The sequence below is a fragment of the Pseudomonas oryzihabitans genome (genome assembly GCF_032027545.1).
Classification (GTDB): Bacteria; Pseudomonadota; Gammaproteobacteria; order Pseudomonadales; family Pseudomonadaceae; genus Chryseomonas; species Chryseomonas oryzihabitans_F.
Genome location: NZ_JAVSJB010000006.1, coordinates 93,624 through 109,259 on the forward strand (window position 1 = coordinate 93,624; position 15,636 = coordinate 109,259).

A 15,636-nucleotide genomic window follows, 5' to 3' on the forward strand; every position below is an offset into this window, starting at 1 on the left:
TAAAGGAGTTCCGACCGATGGTGCCGGACCAAGATTCCTCCCGAGGTCAGATGATCGGATGCCCCAGGTGTCGAGGCTGCCGTCCGCACCGATTTGCTTCGCCTCCAGGCCAGGGTCTGATAATCTGGAACATCGTTTGTTTCGTTCGTGCGCACCTCGTTCCTGCGCTTTTTCCGATCACGAGAGGTCCCCGGTTTGGCGCTCGAGTCCCAGCCCCAGATGCAGCCCGATGCCTTGGCCGATTGTGCCAATGAGCCGATCCATATTCCCGGCAGTATCCAGGAGCATGGCTTCCTGTTCGCCGTGGAAGAACCGGGGCTGCGTATCGTGCAGGCCAGCGCCAACGTGCGCGAGCACCTGGGCCTGGGGGCGGACGAGGTACTGGGCCGGACCCTTGGCGAATTGCTGCCAGGGATGGACTTGCCGGCGATGCTCGCAGCCTTGGACCAGGAAGAGCAGAATCCCTCCTACCAGGGCGAGGTGACGCTCGGCCCGGCTCGGCAGACCTTCGCCCTGTTCATGCATCGCTTCGCCGGGGTGCTGATCGTCGAGTTCGAGGCCATGGTGGATACCCGCCTCGGCCTCAACACCCTCTACCCCATGGTGCGGGTGTTCATCGAACAGCTGCACCAGGCCGAGACCGTCGACGCCATCGCCCAGCTCGCCGTGCGCGAGGCAAAGCGGATCTCCGGCTTCGACCACATCATGATCTACCGCTTCGACGAGGACGGTCACGGCCAGGTCCTGGCCGAGGAGCGCGATCCGGGTGTGCCCAGCTACCTTGGCCTGAGATTCCCGGCCTCGGACATTCCCGCCCAGGCTCGGCGGCTGTACCTGGCGAACCGTATCCGAGTGATCGGCAACGCCTACTATCAGCCGTCGCCCCTGCAGCCGCAGGTCAACCCGCTGACCGGCGAACCGCTGGACCTGAGCTTCGCCCAACTGCGCAGTGTCTCGCCGGTGCACCTGCAGTACATGAGGAACATGGGCACCTTGGCCTCCATGTCCGTCTCCATCGTGGTCGGCGACCGGCTCTGGGGCCTGGTGCTCTGCCATGACCGCCAACCGCAGCGGGTCTCCTTCCAGACGCGCACGGCCTGCGAGCTGTTCGGTCGGGTGCTGTCCCTGCAGATCGATGCGGCCGAGACCCACGCCGAGGCCGACCGACGCCTCGCCCTGCGCCAGTCCATGGTGCAGATGCTCTCGACCATGGCCGACCGCGACAGCGTCTGCCAGGGTCTGCTCGACCTGCCGCAGGTATACCTCGACTTCGCCCGCGCCCAGGGCGCGGCGATCATCTCCTCCGACGGGACCGAACTGATCGGCCAGGTACCGCCGCGCGAGCAGGTGGACGAACTGGTCGAGTGGCTGTCGGCCAACGTCAAGGACCACTTCTTCACCGACAACCTGGCCAAGGACATCGCCGAGCTGCCGAAGCTGGCGCAGTATGCGGCGGGCATCCTCGCCGTGCCGATCTCCGAGCTGCATTCCCATTACCTGGTCTGGTTCCGGGCCGAGCTGGTGCAGGTGGTGAACTGGGCGGGTCGCCCCACCAAGGTGGATCAAGGGGACGGTCGTCTGTCGCCGCGCCAGAGCTTCGCGCTCTGGCAGGAGACGGTACGGGGGCTGTCCCTGCCCTGGTCCGCGCTGGAAGTGGAAAGCGCCCTGGAACTGCGCAACGCCGTGCGCGGCATCGTGCTGCGCAAGGCCGAGGAGATGGCTGAACTGGCCGAGGAGTTGCAGCGCAGCAACAAGGAACTGGCCGCCTTCTCCTACAGCGTGTCCCACGACCTGCGCGCGCCGCTGCGCCATATCGCCGGCTATGCCGAGCTGCTGGGCGACATCGAGGGCGGCAAGCTCTCCGATCGTGGTCGCCGCTTCCTGGAGAACATCGGTACCTCGGCCCGCTTCGCCGGCAGCCTGGTGGACAACCTGCTGAGCTTCTCGCAGATGGGCCGGGCGGCGATCCGCTATTCCGACGTCAACCTGACCGCGCTGGTGGAAGCCATCCGCGAGGAAATGGCGCCGGACTATGCCGACCGGCGGGTGGAATGGCGGATCGGCCCGCTGCCCGTGGTCATCGCCGACGCGGCCTTCGTCCACCTGGCCTTGCGCAACCTGCTGGCCAATGCCATCAAGTACAGCCGCTATGCGGACCCGGCGGTGATCGAGATCGGTACGCTGCCGAGCGAGTCCGAGGATGTGGTCTTCGTGCGCGACAACGGCGTCGGCTTCAACATGGATTACGTGAACAAGCTGTTCGGCGTATTCCAGCGCCTCCACCATGCCGACGAGTTCGAGGGTGTCGGTATCGGTCTGGCCAGTGTCAGGCGCATCATCGAGCGCCACGATGGCCGGGTCTGGGCCGAGGGCGCAGTAGGCGAGGGCGCCACCTTCTATTTCGCATTACCCAAACAACGGCCGTCGCCGGTACACAAAAGGTAGTCCTGTTCATGCTCAAGCCCATAGTGCTGGTCGAAGACAATCCGCACGACCTGGAACTTACCCTGGTGGCCCTGGAGCGCAGCCAGCTCGCCAACGACGTGGTGGTGCTCCGCGATGGCGCCGAGGCGGTCGACTACCTGCTGCGCCGCGAGTCCCACGTCGACCGTGAACCGGGCAATCCGGCGGTGATGCTGCTGGATCTCAAGCTGCCTAAGGTCGATGGCCTGGAAGTGCTGCAGCTGGTCCGCGAAACGCCGGAACTCTGTAGCATCCCGGTGGTGATGCTCACTTCGTCGCGCGAAGAGCCGGATCTCGAGAAGGCCTACGGGCTCGGCGTGAATGCCTATGTGGTCAAGCCGGTGGAGTTTCGCGACTTCGTCGCCGCGATCAGCGATCTCGGCGTATTCTGGGCCGTGCTCAACGAGCCGCCCCCCGGTTCGCGACGCGTGGCGCGCCGTATCGGTCGCTAGCGAGTGAGCAAGATAGATCTACCTCCAGCCCATTCTTCGTGCCAGGGGGACGCTCGCGATCCGGCTCCCCTGAGCGAACAGCTGCAAGGCCGACGCCCGTTTATGCCTCTCTCCAAGAAGATCAAGATCCTGCTGGTGGAAGACAGCAAGCTCGATGCGGAGCTGATCCTGATCGAGCTGGAACGGCACGGCTTCGAACTCCAGTCCAAGATCGTCTACGAGCGCACCGGGCTGACGCTGGCCCTGAGTCAGCAGACCTACGACATCATCCTCTCCGACATCATCCTGCCCGGCTTCTCCGGCGCCGAGGCGCTGCGCGTGGCGCGGGCCCTGGCGCCGGGTACGCCCTTCATCTTCGTCTCGGGGATCTTCGGCGAAGTCCACGCCGTGGAGATGATGCGGCTGGGGGCCAACGACTACGTGCTCAAGCAGAGCATGGAATTGCTGGCCAAGGCGGTTGAGCGCGCCCTGCTGGTGGTGCACGAGCGCCGCGAGCGGCGCCGTGCGGAGGAGGCCTTGCACAGCCTCGAGGTTCGCTCGCGACTGGCCATGGACGCCTCGCGGCTGGGCATGTGGGAGTACCTGCCGGCCAGCCAGACCCTGGTCTGGGACGAACGCTGCAAGGCCATGTTCGGCCTGCCGGCGGATGCCGTGGTAGATCTGAAGGTGTTCGCCCGGCTATGCGGCGTCGACGGGCTCGAACGCTTCCTCGACACGGTCCGCCAGGCCAGTGCCGACGAGCGTGACGACGACTACCGCAGCGAGTACCGCATCCGCCTCGATAACGGTGCCCAGCGCTGGGTCGAGACCCGCGGCCAGCCGTTCTTCGATGCCGGGGTCTGCACCCGTTTCCTCGGCGTGATGCTCGACATCACCCAGCAGCGCGATGCGGCGGAAAAGCTCGAGCGCCTGAACGTCAGCCTTGGCGAGCGCGTCGAGGAGCGGACGCGCGAACGTGACCGGACCTGGGATCTCACCCGCGACCTGCTGCTGGTGTGCCGGCCGGACGGCACCCTGGTCGCGCTCAACCCGGCCTGGGAAGAAAACCTCGGCTGGTCGCGGATGCAACTGCTCGACTCGTCCCTGCTCGACCTGGTGCATCCGGACGAGCGCAGCCTCACCGACAACGAACTCAAGCAACTGGCCACGCGGGCGGCCAGCCAGCGCTTCGTCAACCGGATCCGCCATTTCGATGGTAGCTATCGCTGGATTTCCTGGACCGCCGTGCCGGATGCCGGCATGACCTACTGTTCCGGCCGGGACATCTCCTCCGAGGTCCTGGCGATGGAGGAGCTGGCCGCGGCCAACCGCCAGTTGCGCGAGCAGATCGACGAGCGCGAGCGGGTGGAGGCGACCCTGCAGCAGATGCAGCGCCTGGAAGCCGTTGGCCAGCTCACCGCCGGGGTGGCCCACGACTTCAACAACCTGCTCACCGTCATTCTCAGCAGCGCCAGTTTCCTCGAGCGCGACCTGACCCGCCTGGGCGCCAGCGACAAGACCCAGGGGCGGGTGCAGAACATCCGCGAAGCGGGCGAGCGGGGCGCCAAGCTCACTGCCCAGCTACTGGCCTTTTCCCGGCGCCAGCGCTTGGCGCCCAAGCCGGTCAAGCTCAACGAGACGGTCGAGGGCATGCTCGAACTGCTGCGCAGCACCATGGGCGGCAGCGTCTGGATCGAGACCCACCTGCGCGCCGACTGCTGGCACGCCCTGGTCGACCCGACCCAGATCGAGCTGATCATCCTCAACCTGGCGATCAATGCTCGGGATGCCATGGCGGTGGGTGGCACGCTGCGCCTGAGTACCTCGAACCAAGTCATCACCGACGCGCCACAACGGCCCGAAGAACCGGAGCCTGGCGAGTACGTGCTGCTGGCCGTGCAGGATTCCGGCACCGGCATGAGCGAGGAGGTGCTGGCGAAGGCCTTCGAACCCTTCTTCACCACCAAGGAAGTCGGCAAGGGCTCGGGCCTGGGGCTGGCCCAGGTCTTCGGCTTCGCCAAGCAGTCCGGGGGCGGGGTACGCATCGAGACGCGGATGGGGTCGGGCACCACGGTGTTGGTCTACCTGCCGCGGACCGAGGCCGACGAGGCCCAGGACCCGGTGGGGCTGCCAACCCCGGGGCGCGACGAGCAAGCCGCCGAGCGCCGCATCCTGCTGGTCGACGACGACAACGCGGTACGCAACGTGACCGCGGCGCTGCTGGCCGATCTGGGCTACCAGGTGGTGGAAGCCAGCAACGGCTTCGCCGCCCTGAGCGCTCTGGAGCGCGACCCGCAGATCGACCTGCTGCTGGCCGACTTCGCCATGCCCGGCATGAACGGCGCCGAGCTGGCGCGCCAGGTGCGCAAGCGGCTGCCGCAGCTGCCGGTGGTCTTCATCACCGGGTACGCCGAGCTGGGCGAGCTCGATCCCGAACAGTCCTTCATCGTTCCCAAGCCCTTCCGTGAAGCGGACCTGGCAGCGCGCCTGCAGGCCGCGCTGCGGGGCGAGAAGCCCCAGCCGTCGCCGGCCTGACGAGGTATTTGCGTGTCCATCCGTGAAATGTTGCGTGCCGAAGGCGGTGCCCTGCACGGGCAGGTCGATGCGGCCTTCGGTCGCTATGCGTTGCACCGTCGTTCCGACTACACCGCCTTCCTGCAAGCCCACGCCCAGGCGCTGTTCGGCCTGGAAGCCCTGCTGGAGCGATCCGGTATCGAGCGGTTGCTGCCCGATTGGGCGGAGCGTCGGCGTACCCAGGCCCTGGGCGCCGATCTGCAGCGCCTACAGGTCGCGTCTCCGCAAGCCGAGGTCTTCGAGCGGACCCTCGATGAAGGCGAGTGCTGGGGGGTGGCCTATGTGCTGGAGGGTTCGCGGCTGGGTTCGCGACTGCTGGATCGCCATGCGGGAGAGAGTCCTGACGAAGGCGTGCGCGAAGCACGCGCCTACCTCGGTCATGTGCCCCCCAAGGGTGCCTGGCCGGCCTTCCTCGAGCGACTGGACGATGCCGGTGGCGATCCGGCGCTGCATCCGGCGATGCTCGCCGGGCAACGCCTGGCCTTCGCGGTCTTCCTGGCGGCAGGGCAGCGCTATGCGCCGGGCACGGCGCCCCTGTCCTGAGGCCGCTCAGAAGCCTCTCAGGTAGCCGATGACCTCGGCGGCACCCAGCCGCTCCAGGGTTTCCGCGAGTATCCGGGTGCTGGCCACGGCGTTGGGCAACAGCAGCCATTCCAGGTCCTGTCCCGGCGCGGCCATGGACAGGCGGGCGTAGTCGAGCTTCAAGCCCAGCAGGACCTGAATGAAGTCCGGGTGATTCCACACGGCGTTGGGCAGCGCATAGAGGGTGAAGGCCTCGTGCAGGCGCTCGATGGCCGCCGCATCGAGCCGCAACTGTTGTACCTGCACGGGGACTTCCACGGCGATGCCGCGAATCCGCGCGTAGGCCACTATGCTGGCGAAGGCGAGGGTATTGGCCGCATCGTTGTCGAGGAAGAAGCGCTGGCCGCGCCAGTTGGCCTGGCGCAGCTTCAATGGCTGCTCGGCGGACAGGGTGGGCAGGGTGCGATAGAGCGCCGCCTGGAAATCGCGGTAACCGATGATGCGGACCTGCTCGCGGGCCGCCGGCAGAGCCGCCAGCTCCTCGAGGTGAACCGCGTCGTCCGGGACCTGCTCCTGGGGGCGGTGGCAAAGGCCATTCAGGGCGCGCAGGTCGAAGGAGGGTGACTGCAGGGTCTCGGCGACCACCAGCTGGCTCAGCAGAGCATGGGCTGCGCTCTTGATTTCCTGGGTAGGGCCGGACAGGGCCGCACGGGGCAGGCCGAGGAGCAGCTGAAGTGGATGTCCGTCATCCCACCAAAGGCTCTCCCGGGGTGGGGGCAGGGGGGTGAAGGCATCGGCCAGACGCTCGAGGCAGCGCTGGATGCGTCGGCTCGCGAGCGACGGATGCAGATGCAATGCCAGCGAAGACCAGGGGCCGCCCAGGAGGTTGGCGTTGTTGCTCATGGGGTCTCCGGGGCGAAAGGGAACTGCATGACCGATACAGGAGCGGTGTTGCTGGTACTGGCTGCCAGCGCCAGGCGGCGATTTTTCGATCCGGGTAGCTCGCCACCCCTGGCCCGGCCATGCCTCGTCGTGGCGCCTGGCCTTGGCCAGGGAATCAATGCGAGGGCACAACATCAGACTAGCGTGGCAGAGACCGCATTATCGTCAAATGATTCCCGAAAGGTACGATCTTTTGCATGAGCGACCAGACAGCTTGATGGCGAGCGACGTATGGCGGGTGGCAAGCCTGTATAATGCGCGGTTTCCGAATCGCCTGTGAGTCCGCCATGTACGACGCGCTCCGTCCTTTGCTGTTCAAATTGTCTCCGGAAGGCTCCCACGAACTCGCGCTGGATCTGATTGGCGCTGCCGGTCGCCTGGGCCTGACCGGGCTTGGGCGGCAACCGGGCCGCCTGCCGGTGCAGGTCATGGGGCTGGAGTTTCCCAACCCGGTGGGCCTGGCCGCCGGACTCGACAAGAACGGCACTGCCATCGACGGCTTCGCCGGCATGGGCTTCGGCTTCGTCGAGATCGGTACGGTGACGCCGCGTCCGCAACCGGGCAATCCCAAGCCACGGCTGTTCCGCCTGGAACAGGCCGACGCCATCATCAACCGCATGGGGTTCAACAATGCGGGCGTGGATGCCCTGATCGAACGCGTCCGGGCGGCGCGCTTCAAGGGCGTGCTGGGGATCAACATCGGCAAGAATGCCGACACCCCGGTGGAGCGGGCGGTGGACGACTACCTGATCGGCCTGGACAAGGTCTATGCCCACGCCAGCTACATCACGGTGAACGTCAGTTCGCCCAACACGCCTGGCCTGCGCAGCCTGCAGTTCGGCGATGCGCTGAAGAGCCTGCTGGAGGCGCTGCGTCAGCGCCAGGAAGACTTGGCCGTGCAACAGGGCCGACGGGTGCCCATCGCCATCAAGATCGCCCCGGACATGAGCGACGAAGAGATCGTGCTCACCGCCCAGGCGATCCGCGATGCGGGGATGGACGCCATCATCGCCACCAACACCACCTTGGGCCGCGAGGGCGTGGAGAACCTGCCCTATGCGGCCGAGGCGGGAGGGCTGTCGGGTGCCCCAGTGCGAGAGAAGAGCACCCACGTGGTCCGGGTGCTGGCGGGTGAGCTGGGTGGGCGCCTGCCGATCATCGCGGCCGGCGGCATTCTCTCGGGCGAGGATGCGGCGGAGAAGATCGCCGCAGGGGCCAGCCTGGTGCAGATCTACAGTGGTTTCATCTACCGTGGCCCGGCGCTGATTCGCGAGGCGGTGGACGCCATCGCGGCGACCCGGTCCTGAGGGGAAGGGGGCTCTTCACGAGCCCCCGCGGGACCTAGTCCCAGATCCTGGAGAGGGATCTAACTGGAAAACCAGACTGTCATGGAAGCCCTGGGGCTTGCCCTAGTGAAATCGAATTAGCCTGCGGCCTGCAGTTGATTCATGCGTTGAAGACCGGCGGTGCCCACGTAGCCGTCCCATTGGTCGCTACGGCCCTCGCGCCAGCCGTTGAGCCAGGCCTGCCGAACGGCGTCCTGAGTGAAGGGACAAAGGTCCCGGGATTTGCCCACAATGCCGTGCTGATAACCACGTTGGAAAGCTCGTTCCATTGGATCACGCTTGAGTCTTCTCATAGGGTAGTGCCCTCATCGGTTGACTTGCAGATTGTCCATGGCCCGTTGCAGGCCTGGATGCCAGAGCCGGCTTTCTGGCACCCGCCCCGTGCCTGAGCAGCGCGGGTGATCAATTACTAACCAATGGAACGTGACCTGGGAACGACCATTTAGCTATAAGCCGTAACCAGATCGAAATGAAAAGGCGATATGTCGCCGCCGAAATGCCGCCACTGCGGCTTGTTGAGACGCAGTCAAACTTTCTTCAAGGGAGTATTTTTCGCCCGGTAATCCGACCAAAGGCAGAAAAGTCCCGTCCTCCTACCTATGGATTCAACGATGTCCGCAACGCACTCACTCATCCTCACCTGTCCCAAGGGCCTCGAGACCCTGCTGCTGGAAGAGGCCCAGGGCCTCGGCCTGCAGGAGGCGCGTAGCCAGACCGCGGCGGTGCGCGGCGAAGCGAGTCTCGCGGATGCCTATCGCCTGTGCCTCTGGTCGCGGCTGGCCAACCGGGTCCTGCTGGTGCTGGCGCGTTTCCCGGTGGAAGATCCCCAGGGACTCTACCTGGGCGTGCACGCTGTGGAGTGGGAAGAGCACCTGGCGCCCAATGGCACCCTCGCCGTGGGTTTCAGCGGCCAGGGCGCCGGTATCGACAACACTCACTTCGGCGCGCTCAAGGTCAAGGACGCCATCGTCGACCGTCTGCGCGAGCGCACCGGGCAGCGCCCGACGGTGGACAAGATCGCCCCCGACCTGCGGGTGCACCTGCACCTGGAGCGCGGCCAGGCCATCCTGTCACTGGATCTCTCCGGCCAGAGCCTGCACCAGCGCGGCTATCGCCTGCAGCAGGGTGCGGCGCCGCTCAAGGAGAACCTGGCGGCCGCGGTGCTGATCCGTGCCGGCTGGCCAGCTCTGGCGGCGGCCGGTGGCGCGCTCGCCGATCCCATGTGCGGGGTGGGGACCTTCCTGGTCGAGGCCGGCCTCATGGCGGCGGACATCGCTCCCAACCTGCGCCGCGAGCGCTGGGGCTTTTCCGCCTGGCTGGGTCATGTACCGGCGCTCTGGCAGCAACTGCACCAGGAGGCGGAAGCGCGAGCCGCTGCGGGTCTGGCCAAGACACCGGCCTGGATCCGCGGCTACGAAGCCGATCCGCGGTTGATCCAGCCGGCACGCAACAACATCGAGCGGGCCGGGCTTTCCGAGTGGATCAAGGTCTACCAGGGTGAAGTGGCCAGCTTCGAGCCGCGCCCGGACAAGGGCCAGACCGGCCTGGTGATCTGCAACCCGCCCTACGGCGAGCGGCTGGGCGATGAAGCCAGTCTGCTGTACCTCTACCAGAACCTGGGTGAACGACTGCGCCAGGCCTGCCTGGGCTGGCGTGCGGGGGTGTTCACCGGCGCGCCGGAGTTGGGCAAGCGCATGGGCATCCGCAGTCACAAGCAGTACGCCTTCTGGAACGGCGCCTTGCCCTGCAAGTTGCTGATGTTCGAGGTGGAATCGCGGCAGTTCGTCACCGGTAGCCGCAGTGGCGAGCGGTCGGCGACGACCCAGGCCGCCGAGCCGGCGAAACTCAGCGAAGGTGGACAGATGTTCGCCAATCGCCTGCAGAAGAATCTCAAGCAACTGGGCAAATGGGCGCGCAACCAGGACGTGCAGTGCTATCGGCTCTATGATGCCGACATGCCCGAGTACGCCGTGGCTGTGGACCTCTATGGTGACCGCGTCCATGTGCAGGAGTATGCGCCGCCGCGCTCCATCGATCCGGAGAAGGCCCAGGCGCGCCTGCTGGACGCCCTGGCGGCCATTCCCCAGGCGCTGGGCATCGATCCCTCCCTGGTGGTGGTCAAGCGACGCGAGCGGCAGAGCGGCACCAAGCAGTACGAGCGCCAGGCCGCCCAGGGTGAATTCCTGCAGGTGGAGGAGGCGGGTGCCAAGCTGCTGGTCAACCTCACCGACTACCTGGACACCGGTCTGTTCCTGGATCATCGCCCGCTACGCCTGCGGCTGCGCCAGGAGGCGCAGGGCAAGCGCTTCCTCAACCTGTTCTGCTACACCGGCGCCGCCACGGTACAGGCCGCGGTGGGCGGGGCGCGCAGTACCACCAGCGTGGATCTCTCGCGGACCTACCTGGACTGGGCACGGCGCAATCTCGCGCTCAATGGTTTCTCCGAGCGGCATCGCCTGGAGCAGGGCGACGTACTGCACTGGCTGGAGAACGACCGCGGCGAATACGATCTCATCTTCGTCGATCCGCCGACCTTCTCCAATTCCAAGCGCCTGGAAGGGGTGTTCGACGTCCAGCGTGACCACGTCGGGCTGATCGACTCGGCCATGGCGCACCTGAGTCGCAACGGGGTGCTGTACTTCTCCAACAACTTCCGCAAGTTCGAACTCGACGAAGGCCTGACCCAGCGCTATCGCGTCGAGGAGATCACTGCCAGCACCCTGGACCCGGATTTCGCCCGCAATCCGAAAATCCATAGAGCCTGGCGCCTCACCCTGCAGTGACGCCCAGCGGCTGAACTGGCGCTGAACGGGGTCGGCATCCACTGGCCCAGGGTGTGACCAGGCGCAACCCAACCTGCCACGGTAGCCGCGCGACCTGCCCGTGCCGTCCAGAATGACGGCGCGGCGCTTGGCCGTGTTCGAGCGGACGACAGGAGGGGTGCGTTTTTCCATGCTGGTTTCCTTGCAGGCACTCAGGGCCCTGGCCGCCTGGCTGGTGGTCTTCCATCACTTCATGCAGGTGTTCTTCGATTTCCACGCCGACAGCCTCGGCGGTCATCTGCTCTCCACCCGCGGGCAGGTTGGGGTCGACATCTTCTTCGTGCTCAGCGGCTTCGTGATCCAGCTGTCCACGGCAGGTCGTCCGATCCGGCGCAGTACCTTCCTCTGGCAACGCATCGCCCGTATCGCCCCGGCCTATTGGCTGTACACGGCGGTGACGGCGCTGATCCTCTACCTCGCCAGCGACGTGATGCCGGTCTATGGCCTGGCGGCGCGCGAGTTGCTGCTCTCCTTGTTCTTCATCCCCAGCGAGAATCCCGCGGGTTTTGGCCACTACCCGATCCTGCCGGTGGGCTGGACGCTCAACTTCGAGATGTTGTTCTACCTGCTCTTCGCGCTGTCCTTCGGAGTGGCCGAGCGCTGGCGGATAGGGGTGGTCAGCCTGCTGGTGATCCTAGTCAGCCTGGTGCTGACGCGCGAATCCTTCGTCAGTAACTTCTACCGCAATCCGATCATCTTCGAATTCCTGCTGGGCGTGGGCCTGGCGGTGCTCTACAGGCGCGGCGCGTTGCAGGGTTCCAAGTCTTGGGCGTTGCTGGCTGCACTGCTGGCGCTGGCCTGCCTGGTCGCTTTCCCAGCCGATCATCCGTGGCGCTTGCTGACCTGGGGCGTGCCCAGCGCCGTGCTGGTCGGTGCCTGCGTCATCCTCGAACCCTGGTTCGCGGGATCGCGTCTGTGCAAGGCCCTGGGGGACTGGTCCTACTCGGTCTACCTGGTGCACGTCATCGTGCTCTGGCTGGGCGACTACTGGCTGCATCAGCAATGGGGCCTGACGCCTTACCAAACCCTGGCCGTGTGCCTGCCGGTGATCCTGCTGCTGGCCTGGGCCAGCTACGAATGGATCGAGCGGCGGCTATCGCGGACCCTGCGCCAGCTCGGCGAACGCCTGCTGGTCAAGCGTCCGCAGTGGGCGAGCAGTCAGTAGGCCGCGCGTTCGGTGGCGGTGAGTTCGGGCTCCAGGGCGCGGCCTTCCCTCGACGAACGCTGGGCCGTCTCCAGCAAGGCCATGAGGGCGCAGGCCTGGGCCGGCGGGACAGGATTGGCAGCGCGGCCGGCGAGGGCCTCGACCAGGGCAAGGTAGTAACGTCGATGATCACCCGCCGGAGTCGGTAGTGCCTGGCGTTCGCCGTCGGCGGCGATGAGCCAGCCCGGATCGGGGTCCTGACCCCAGTCGGAACCACCCGGGCGGACGCCCGCCTTGAGGGCGTCTTCCTGGTGATCGGCTCCCAGCTTCAGCCAGCTGGCAGCGGTGCCTTGCGCGAGGAAGCGCGGGACGCCTCCGGAGGCCAGCATGCCGGCTCTCAGGGTGACCTGGCGTGCCCCATAGTCCAGCTGCACCTGGAACCAGTCGTCGGTGCGGGCGCCAGGGCGCTGGCGGACCAGGTTGGCCTGCAGACGCTGCGGCAGGCCGAACAGGCAAAGCGCCTGGTCCAGCAGGTGCGGACCCAGGTCGAACCAGAGGCCGCTACTGGGCAGGTCGGCTTCACGCCAGCGATCCCTTACCTGGGGGCGGAAACGCTCGATGCGCGATTCCAGGCTGGTGACGTCGCCCAGGGCACCACTGGCGAGCACTGCCTGCAGCCCGAGGAAATCGCTGTCCCAACGCCGGTTCTGGAACACCGACAGCAGTCGGCCAGCCGCTTCGGCTTCCTGGGCCAGCTGGCGGGCTTCGGCGAGAGTCACGGTGAAGGGCTTGTCGACCACCACGTGCTTGCCGGTAGCCAGGGCGGCGCTGGCGAGCGGAGCGTGGGTCTGGTTGGGCGAGGCGATGACCACCAGGTCGACGGCCGGATCGCGCACGGCCGCCGCATAGTCCGCCGTTACCCGGACGTCGGGCAGATCGGCCCGGACGCGGGCGGCATCGCGCGAGGCGACCAGGTCCAGGCGCAGGCCAGGAATCGAACTCAACAGCGGGCCATGGAAGGTCTGGCCGACGAAGCCATAGCCGATCAGGGCGACGCGGAGGGAGGCGGACATGCGGTGATCCTTCTGCCGACGGGAAAAAGACCGAGGCCGCTCGGTGAGCGGCCTCGGTGAAAGGAACAAGCTTAGCGCAGCATCACTTCAGCTGATGCTCCTGGGCCAGTTGCTCACGTTCGAGGAATTCGTCCTGGAGCAAAGAATCCTTGAACTCGTCGGAGTCCTCCAAGGCGATGGGGTCGTTGAGCTCACCACCGGACAGGCGCTTTTTCTCCAACTTGCCGGAAAGGTTGCTGATGGCCCGCAGCAGCTTGTCGGCCGCGCCGTCCACCGCCTGGTCCAGCGACTCGGCCTTGTGCGTCACCGACAGCGGCTGATGGCCCTTGATGCGGGCTTCCATCTGGCAGCGCTTGTCCTGGGCACCGGCCTTGGCGGCGTTCTCGTCGCTGAGATGCACCTCGACCCGGGTGAGGAGTTCGTCGAAGCGGTCGAGGCGGTCTTCCACCACCGACGCTACCCAATTCTGCATGCCGGCACTGCTTTCGATGTGGTGATTGCTGTTGACTTGGACTTGCATGAGGCTTCCTCTGTATGACGGGCCTGCTATTTGGATGAGGCCGGTAGAGCCGAGGTTCAAGGCTGTTCGTCCGGAGGACGTGTCACGGCGTGTGTCCATCTGGCACTGTTCATTTACGTCGTACTTAGTGAAAAACGGCGTTTGGGCCGCGGGGTGCTGGCAATTTGCTGCCGTCCCCCGATAATGCGCGGCTTGATATCGCCTGTTGCAGTGGGGTTTCCTGAATGCCGGATGTGCTCGCCCGTGGCCGCAGCTTCGCTCGACGACTCTGGCTGCCCCGTGCTGTCGGCCTGGTCCTGAGTGTCATCTGCATCCTGTCGGTCCAGGTCACCCAGCATGTCTCCGCCTGGCTTTGGCTGCTGTTGCTGGCCAACGGCCTGCTGTGGTCACCCCTGGCCTATCTCTGGGCGATACGCTCGAAGGATCCCTACCGCGCGGAGATGCGCAACCTGCTGCTGGACTGCGGGTCGGCGGGATTCTGGGCGGCCAGCATGGGCTTCAATCTGCTACCCAGCGTGACCCTTCTCGCCATGACCGCGCTGAACATGCTGGGGGCGGGTGGCGTGCGCTTTTGGCGCCGCGGTGTGCTGGCACAACTCGCGGGCATCCTGGTGGGTCTGGTAGTGCTGCGGCATCCCGTGGCCACCGAGACCACCACCCTGCAGATCTACGCCTGCCTGCCGATGATCGTCGGCTATCCCTGGGCACTGGGTTGGGTGAGCTACCGGCTGGCGCAGGAGCTGTCCCGCCGCAAGCAGGAACTGGAGCTGCTCAACAAGCAGGACGGCATGACCGGGCTGCACAACCGCACGCACTGGGATCTGCTGCTGCAACGGGAATTCGCTCGCTGCAAGCGGAGTGGCGCAGCGGCCAGCCTGGTGATGATCGACCTGGACAACTTCAAGGCGATCAACGACCGCTTCGGCCACCAGGCCGGAGACGAGATGCTCCGCCAGTTCTCCGGTCTGCTGGCGCGAACCATCCGTACCAGCGACCTCGCCGGTCGTTTCGGCGGCGACGAATTCGGTATCCTGTTGCCCGATACCTCCCCCGAGCAGGCCCTCGAACTGGTTCGGCGGCTGCAGGAGCGACTGCACGACATGCAGGCGGGCGGGCCAGGTGATCGGCAGAAGGTGCGCGTGGGCCTGAGCTGCGGCATCGCCGGCTTCGAACGGGTCTACGATGACGTCGCCCACTGGCTGCAGGCCGCCGACTTCGCGCTCTACCGCGCCAAGGCCCAGGGGCGTGGTCGGGCGGAGGTGGCCGATTCCCAAGGAGTGCTGGCATGACCCCGGCGATAGAACTGCTCAAGAAGGGCAAGGTGCCCCACGAGGTGCTGAGTTACCACCATGATCCCAAGGCCGCCTCCTACGGCCTGGAAGCCGCCGAGAAACTCGGCCTGGCGCCCGCGACGGTGTTCAAGACCCTACTCGCTGCCAGCGAGAAGCTGGAGTTGCTGGTGGCTATCGTCCCCGTCGCCGGCACCCTGGACCTCAAGGCCCTGGCCCAGGCCGCCGGGGTGAAGAAGCTGGAGATGGCCAAGCCCGACCAGGCCCAGCGCAGTACGGGCTACCTGGTGGGTGGCATCAGCCCGCTGGGGCAGAAGAAACGGCTGCGGACCTTCATCGATGAGTCTGCGGCGGAGTTGCCGAGTATCCATGTCAGCGCGGGTCGTCGGGGCCTGGAAGTGGCCCTGGCGCCAACGGATCTGGCGCGCCTGCTGGACGCGCCCTTCGTACCCATCGGCAAGGCCTGAGCGCCTGTTGCATCGGGTAGCGTGGCAAACCGCGCAGCGTTTT

Annotated in this window: 13 protein-coding genes; 9 read left to right on the forward strand and 4 right to left on the reverse strand. The window is 66.2% G+C overall.

From position 1 onward, the window contains the following. Nucleotides 1-195 precede the first annotated feature (195 nt). The 4 genes from RND78_RS11845 (at nt 196) to RND78_RS11860 (ending at nt 6,011) form a co-directional block, all read left to right on the forward strand. Complete coding sequence (locus tag RND78_RS11845; protein WP_409457046.1) at nt 196-2,445, forward strand: ATP-binding protein; 2,250 nt, start codon at nt 196-198, stop codon at nt 2,443-2,445. 8 nt (nt 2,446-2,453) lie between these two features. Continuing rightward, nucleotides 2,454-2,915, forward strand: coding sequence for a response regulator (locus RND78_RS11850; RefSeq protein WP_059232218.1), 462 nt, complete (start codon nt 2,454-2,456; stop codon nt 2,913-2,915). A gap of 102 nt (nt 2,916-3,017) precedes the next feature. Next, nucleotides 3,018-5,429 (forward strand): response regulator, encoded by a 2,412-nt coding sequence (locus tag RND78_RS11855; RefSeq protein WP_312728965.1) that lies wholly within the window; start codon nt 3,018-3,020, stop codon nt 5,427-5,429. Between the two features lie 12 nt (nt 5,430-5,441). Then, nucleotides 5,442-6,011: a biliverdin-producing heme oxygenase gene (locus RND78_RS11860; protein WP_312728966.1), complete on the forward strand. Its 570-nt coding sequence runs from the start codon at nt 5,442-5,444 to the stop codon at nt 6,009-6,011. A gap of 6 nt (nt 6,012-6,017) precedes the next feature. Here the strand turns inward: RND78_RS11860 and RND78_RS11865 are convergent, their stop codons facing one another. Further along, entirely contained in the window at nt 6,018-6,893 is an 876-nt protein-coding gene (locus RND78_RS11865; protein WP_312728967.1) for a hypothetical protein, read from the reverse strand. Between the two features lie 326 nt (nt 6,894-7,219). On the opposite strand from RND78_RS11865, the gene RND78_RS11870 reads away from it, so the two are divergent. Beyond that, nucleotides 7,220-8,239 carry a quinone-dependent dihydroorotate dehydrogenase gene (locus RND78_RS11870; RefSeq protein ID WP_312728969.1) on the forward strand — a complete coding sequence of 340 codons (1,020 nt, stop codon included), beginning with the start codon at nt 7,220-7,222 and terminating at the stop codon, nt 8,237-8,239. 116 nt (nt 8,240-8,355) lie between these two features. Here RND78_RS11870 and rmf read toward each other — a convergent pair whose 3' ends face one another. Then, nucleotides 8,356-8,571 carry a ribosome modulation factor gene (rmf, locus tag RND78_RS11875; RefSeq protein WP_059232223.1) on the reverse strand — a complete coding sequence of 72 codons (216 nt, stop codon included), beginning with the start codon at nt 8,569-8,571 and terminating at the stop codon, nt 8,356-8,358. Between the two features lie 318 nt (nt 8,572-8,889). On the opposite strand from rmf, the gene rlmKL reads away from it, so the two are divergent. Then, the gene (gene rlmKL / locus RND78_RS11880; RefSeq protein WP_312728971.1) at nt 8,890-11,061 is read left to right on the forward strand and encodes a bifunctional 23S rRNA (guanine(2069)-N(7))-methyltransferase RlmK/23S rRNA (guanine(2445)-N(2))-methyltransferase RlmL; all 2,172 of its coding nucleotides are present in this window, start codon (nt 8,890-8,892) and stop codon (nt 11,059-11,061) included. A gap of 169 nt (nt 11,062-11,230) precedes the next feature. Then, nucleotides 11,231-12,265: an acyltransferase gene (locus tag RND78_RS11885; protein WP_312728972.1), complete on the forward strand. Its 1,035-nt coding sequence runs from the start codon at nt 11,231-11,233 to the stop codon at nt 12,263-12,265. On the opposite strand, the gene RND78_RS11890 is transcribed toward RND78_RS11885, so the two are convergent. Both RND78_RS11890 and RND78_RS11895 read right to left on the reverse strand, forming a co-directional pair. After that, nucleotides 12,259-13,317 carry an oxidoreductase gene (locus RND78_RS11890; RefSeq protein ID WP_312728973.1) on the reverse strand — a complete coding sequence of 353 codons (1,059 nt, stop codon included), beginning with the start codon at nt 13,315-13,317 and terminating at the stop codon, nt 12,259-12,261. The two genes, RND78_RS11885 and RND78_RS11890, sit on opposite strands and share 7 nt — an antisense overlap. Before the next feature lie 82 nt (nt 13,318-13,399). Further along, the gene (locus tag RND78_RS11895; protein ID WP_059232227.1) at nt 13,400-13,837 is read right to left on the reverse strand and encodes an HPF/RaiA family ribosome-associated protein; all 438 of its coding nucleotides are present in this window, start codon (nt 13,835-13,837) and stop codon (nt 13,400-13,402) included. Between the two features lie 224 nt (nt 13,838-14,061). Here RND78_RS11895 and RND78_RS11900 point away from each other — a divergent pair, with 224 nt between their 5' ends. Beyond that, on the forward strand, nt 14,062-15,126 hold the full coding sequence (locus RND78_RS11900) for a diguanylate cyclase (protein WP_312728976.1): 1,065 nt from the start codon (nt 14,062-14,064) through the stop codon (nt 15,124-15,126). Beyond that, a complete protein-coding gene (ybaK, locus tag RND78_RS11905) occupies nt 15,123-15,593 on the forward strand; it encodes a Cys-tRNA(Pro) deacylase (RefSeq protein ID WP_312728978.1) in 471 nt (156 codons plus the stop codon). The genes RND78_RS11900 and ybaK overlap by 4 nt, the downstream gene beginning before the upstream one ends. The last annotated feature ends 43 nt before the right edge of the window (nt 15,594-15,636 follow it).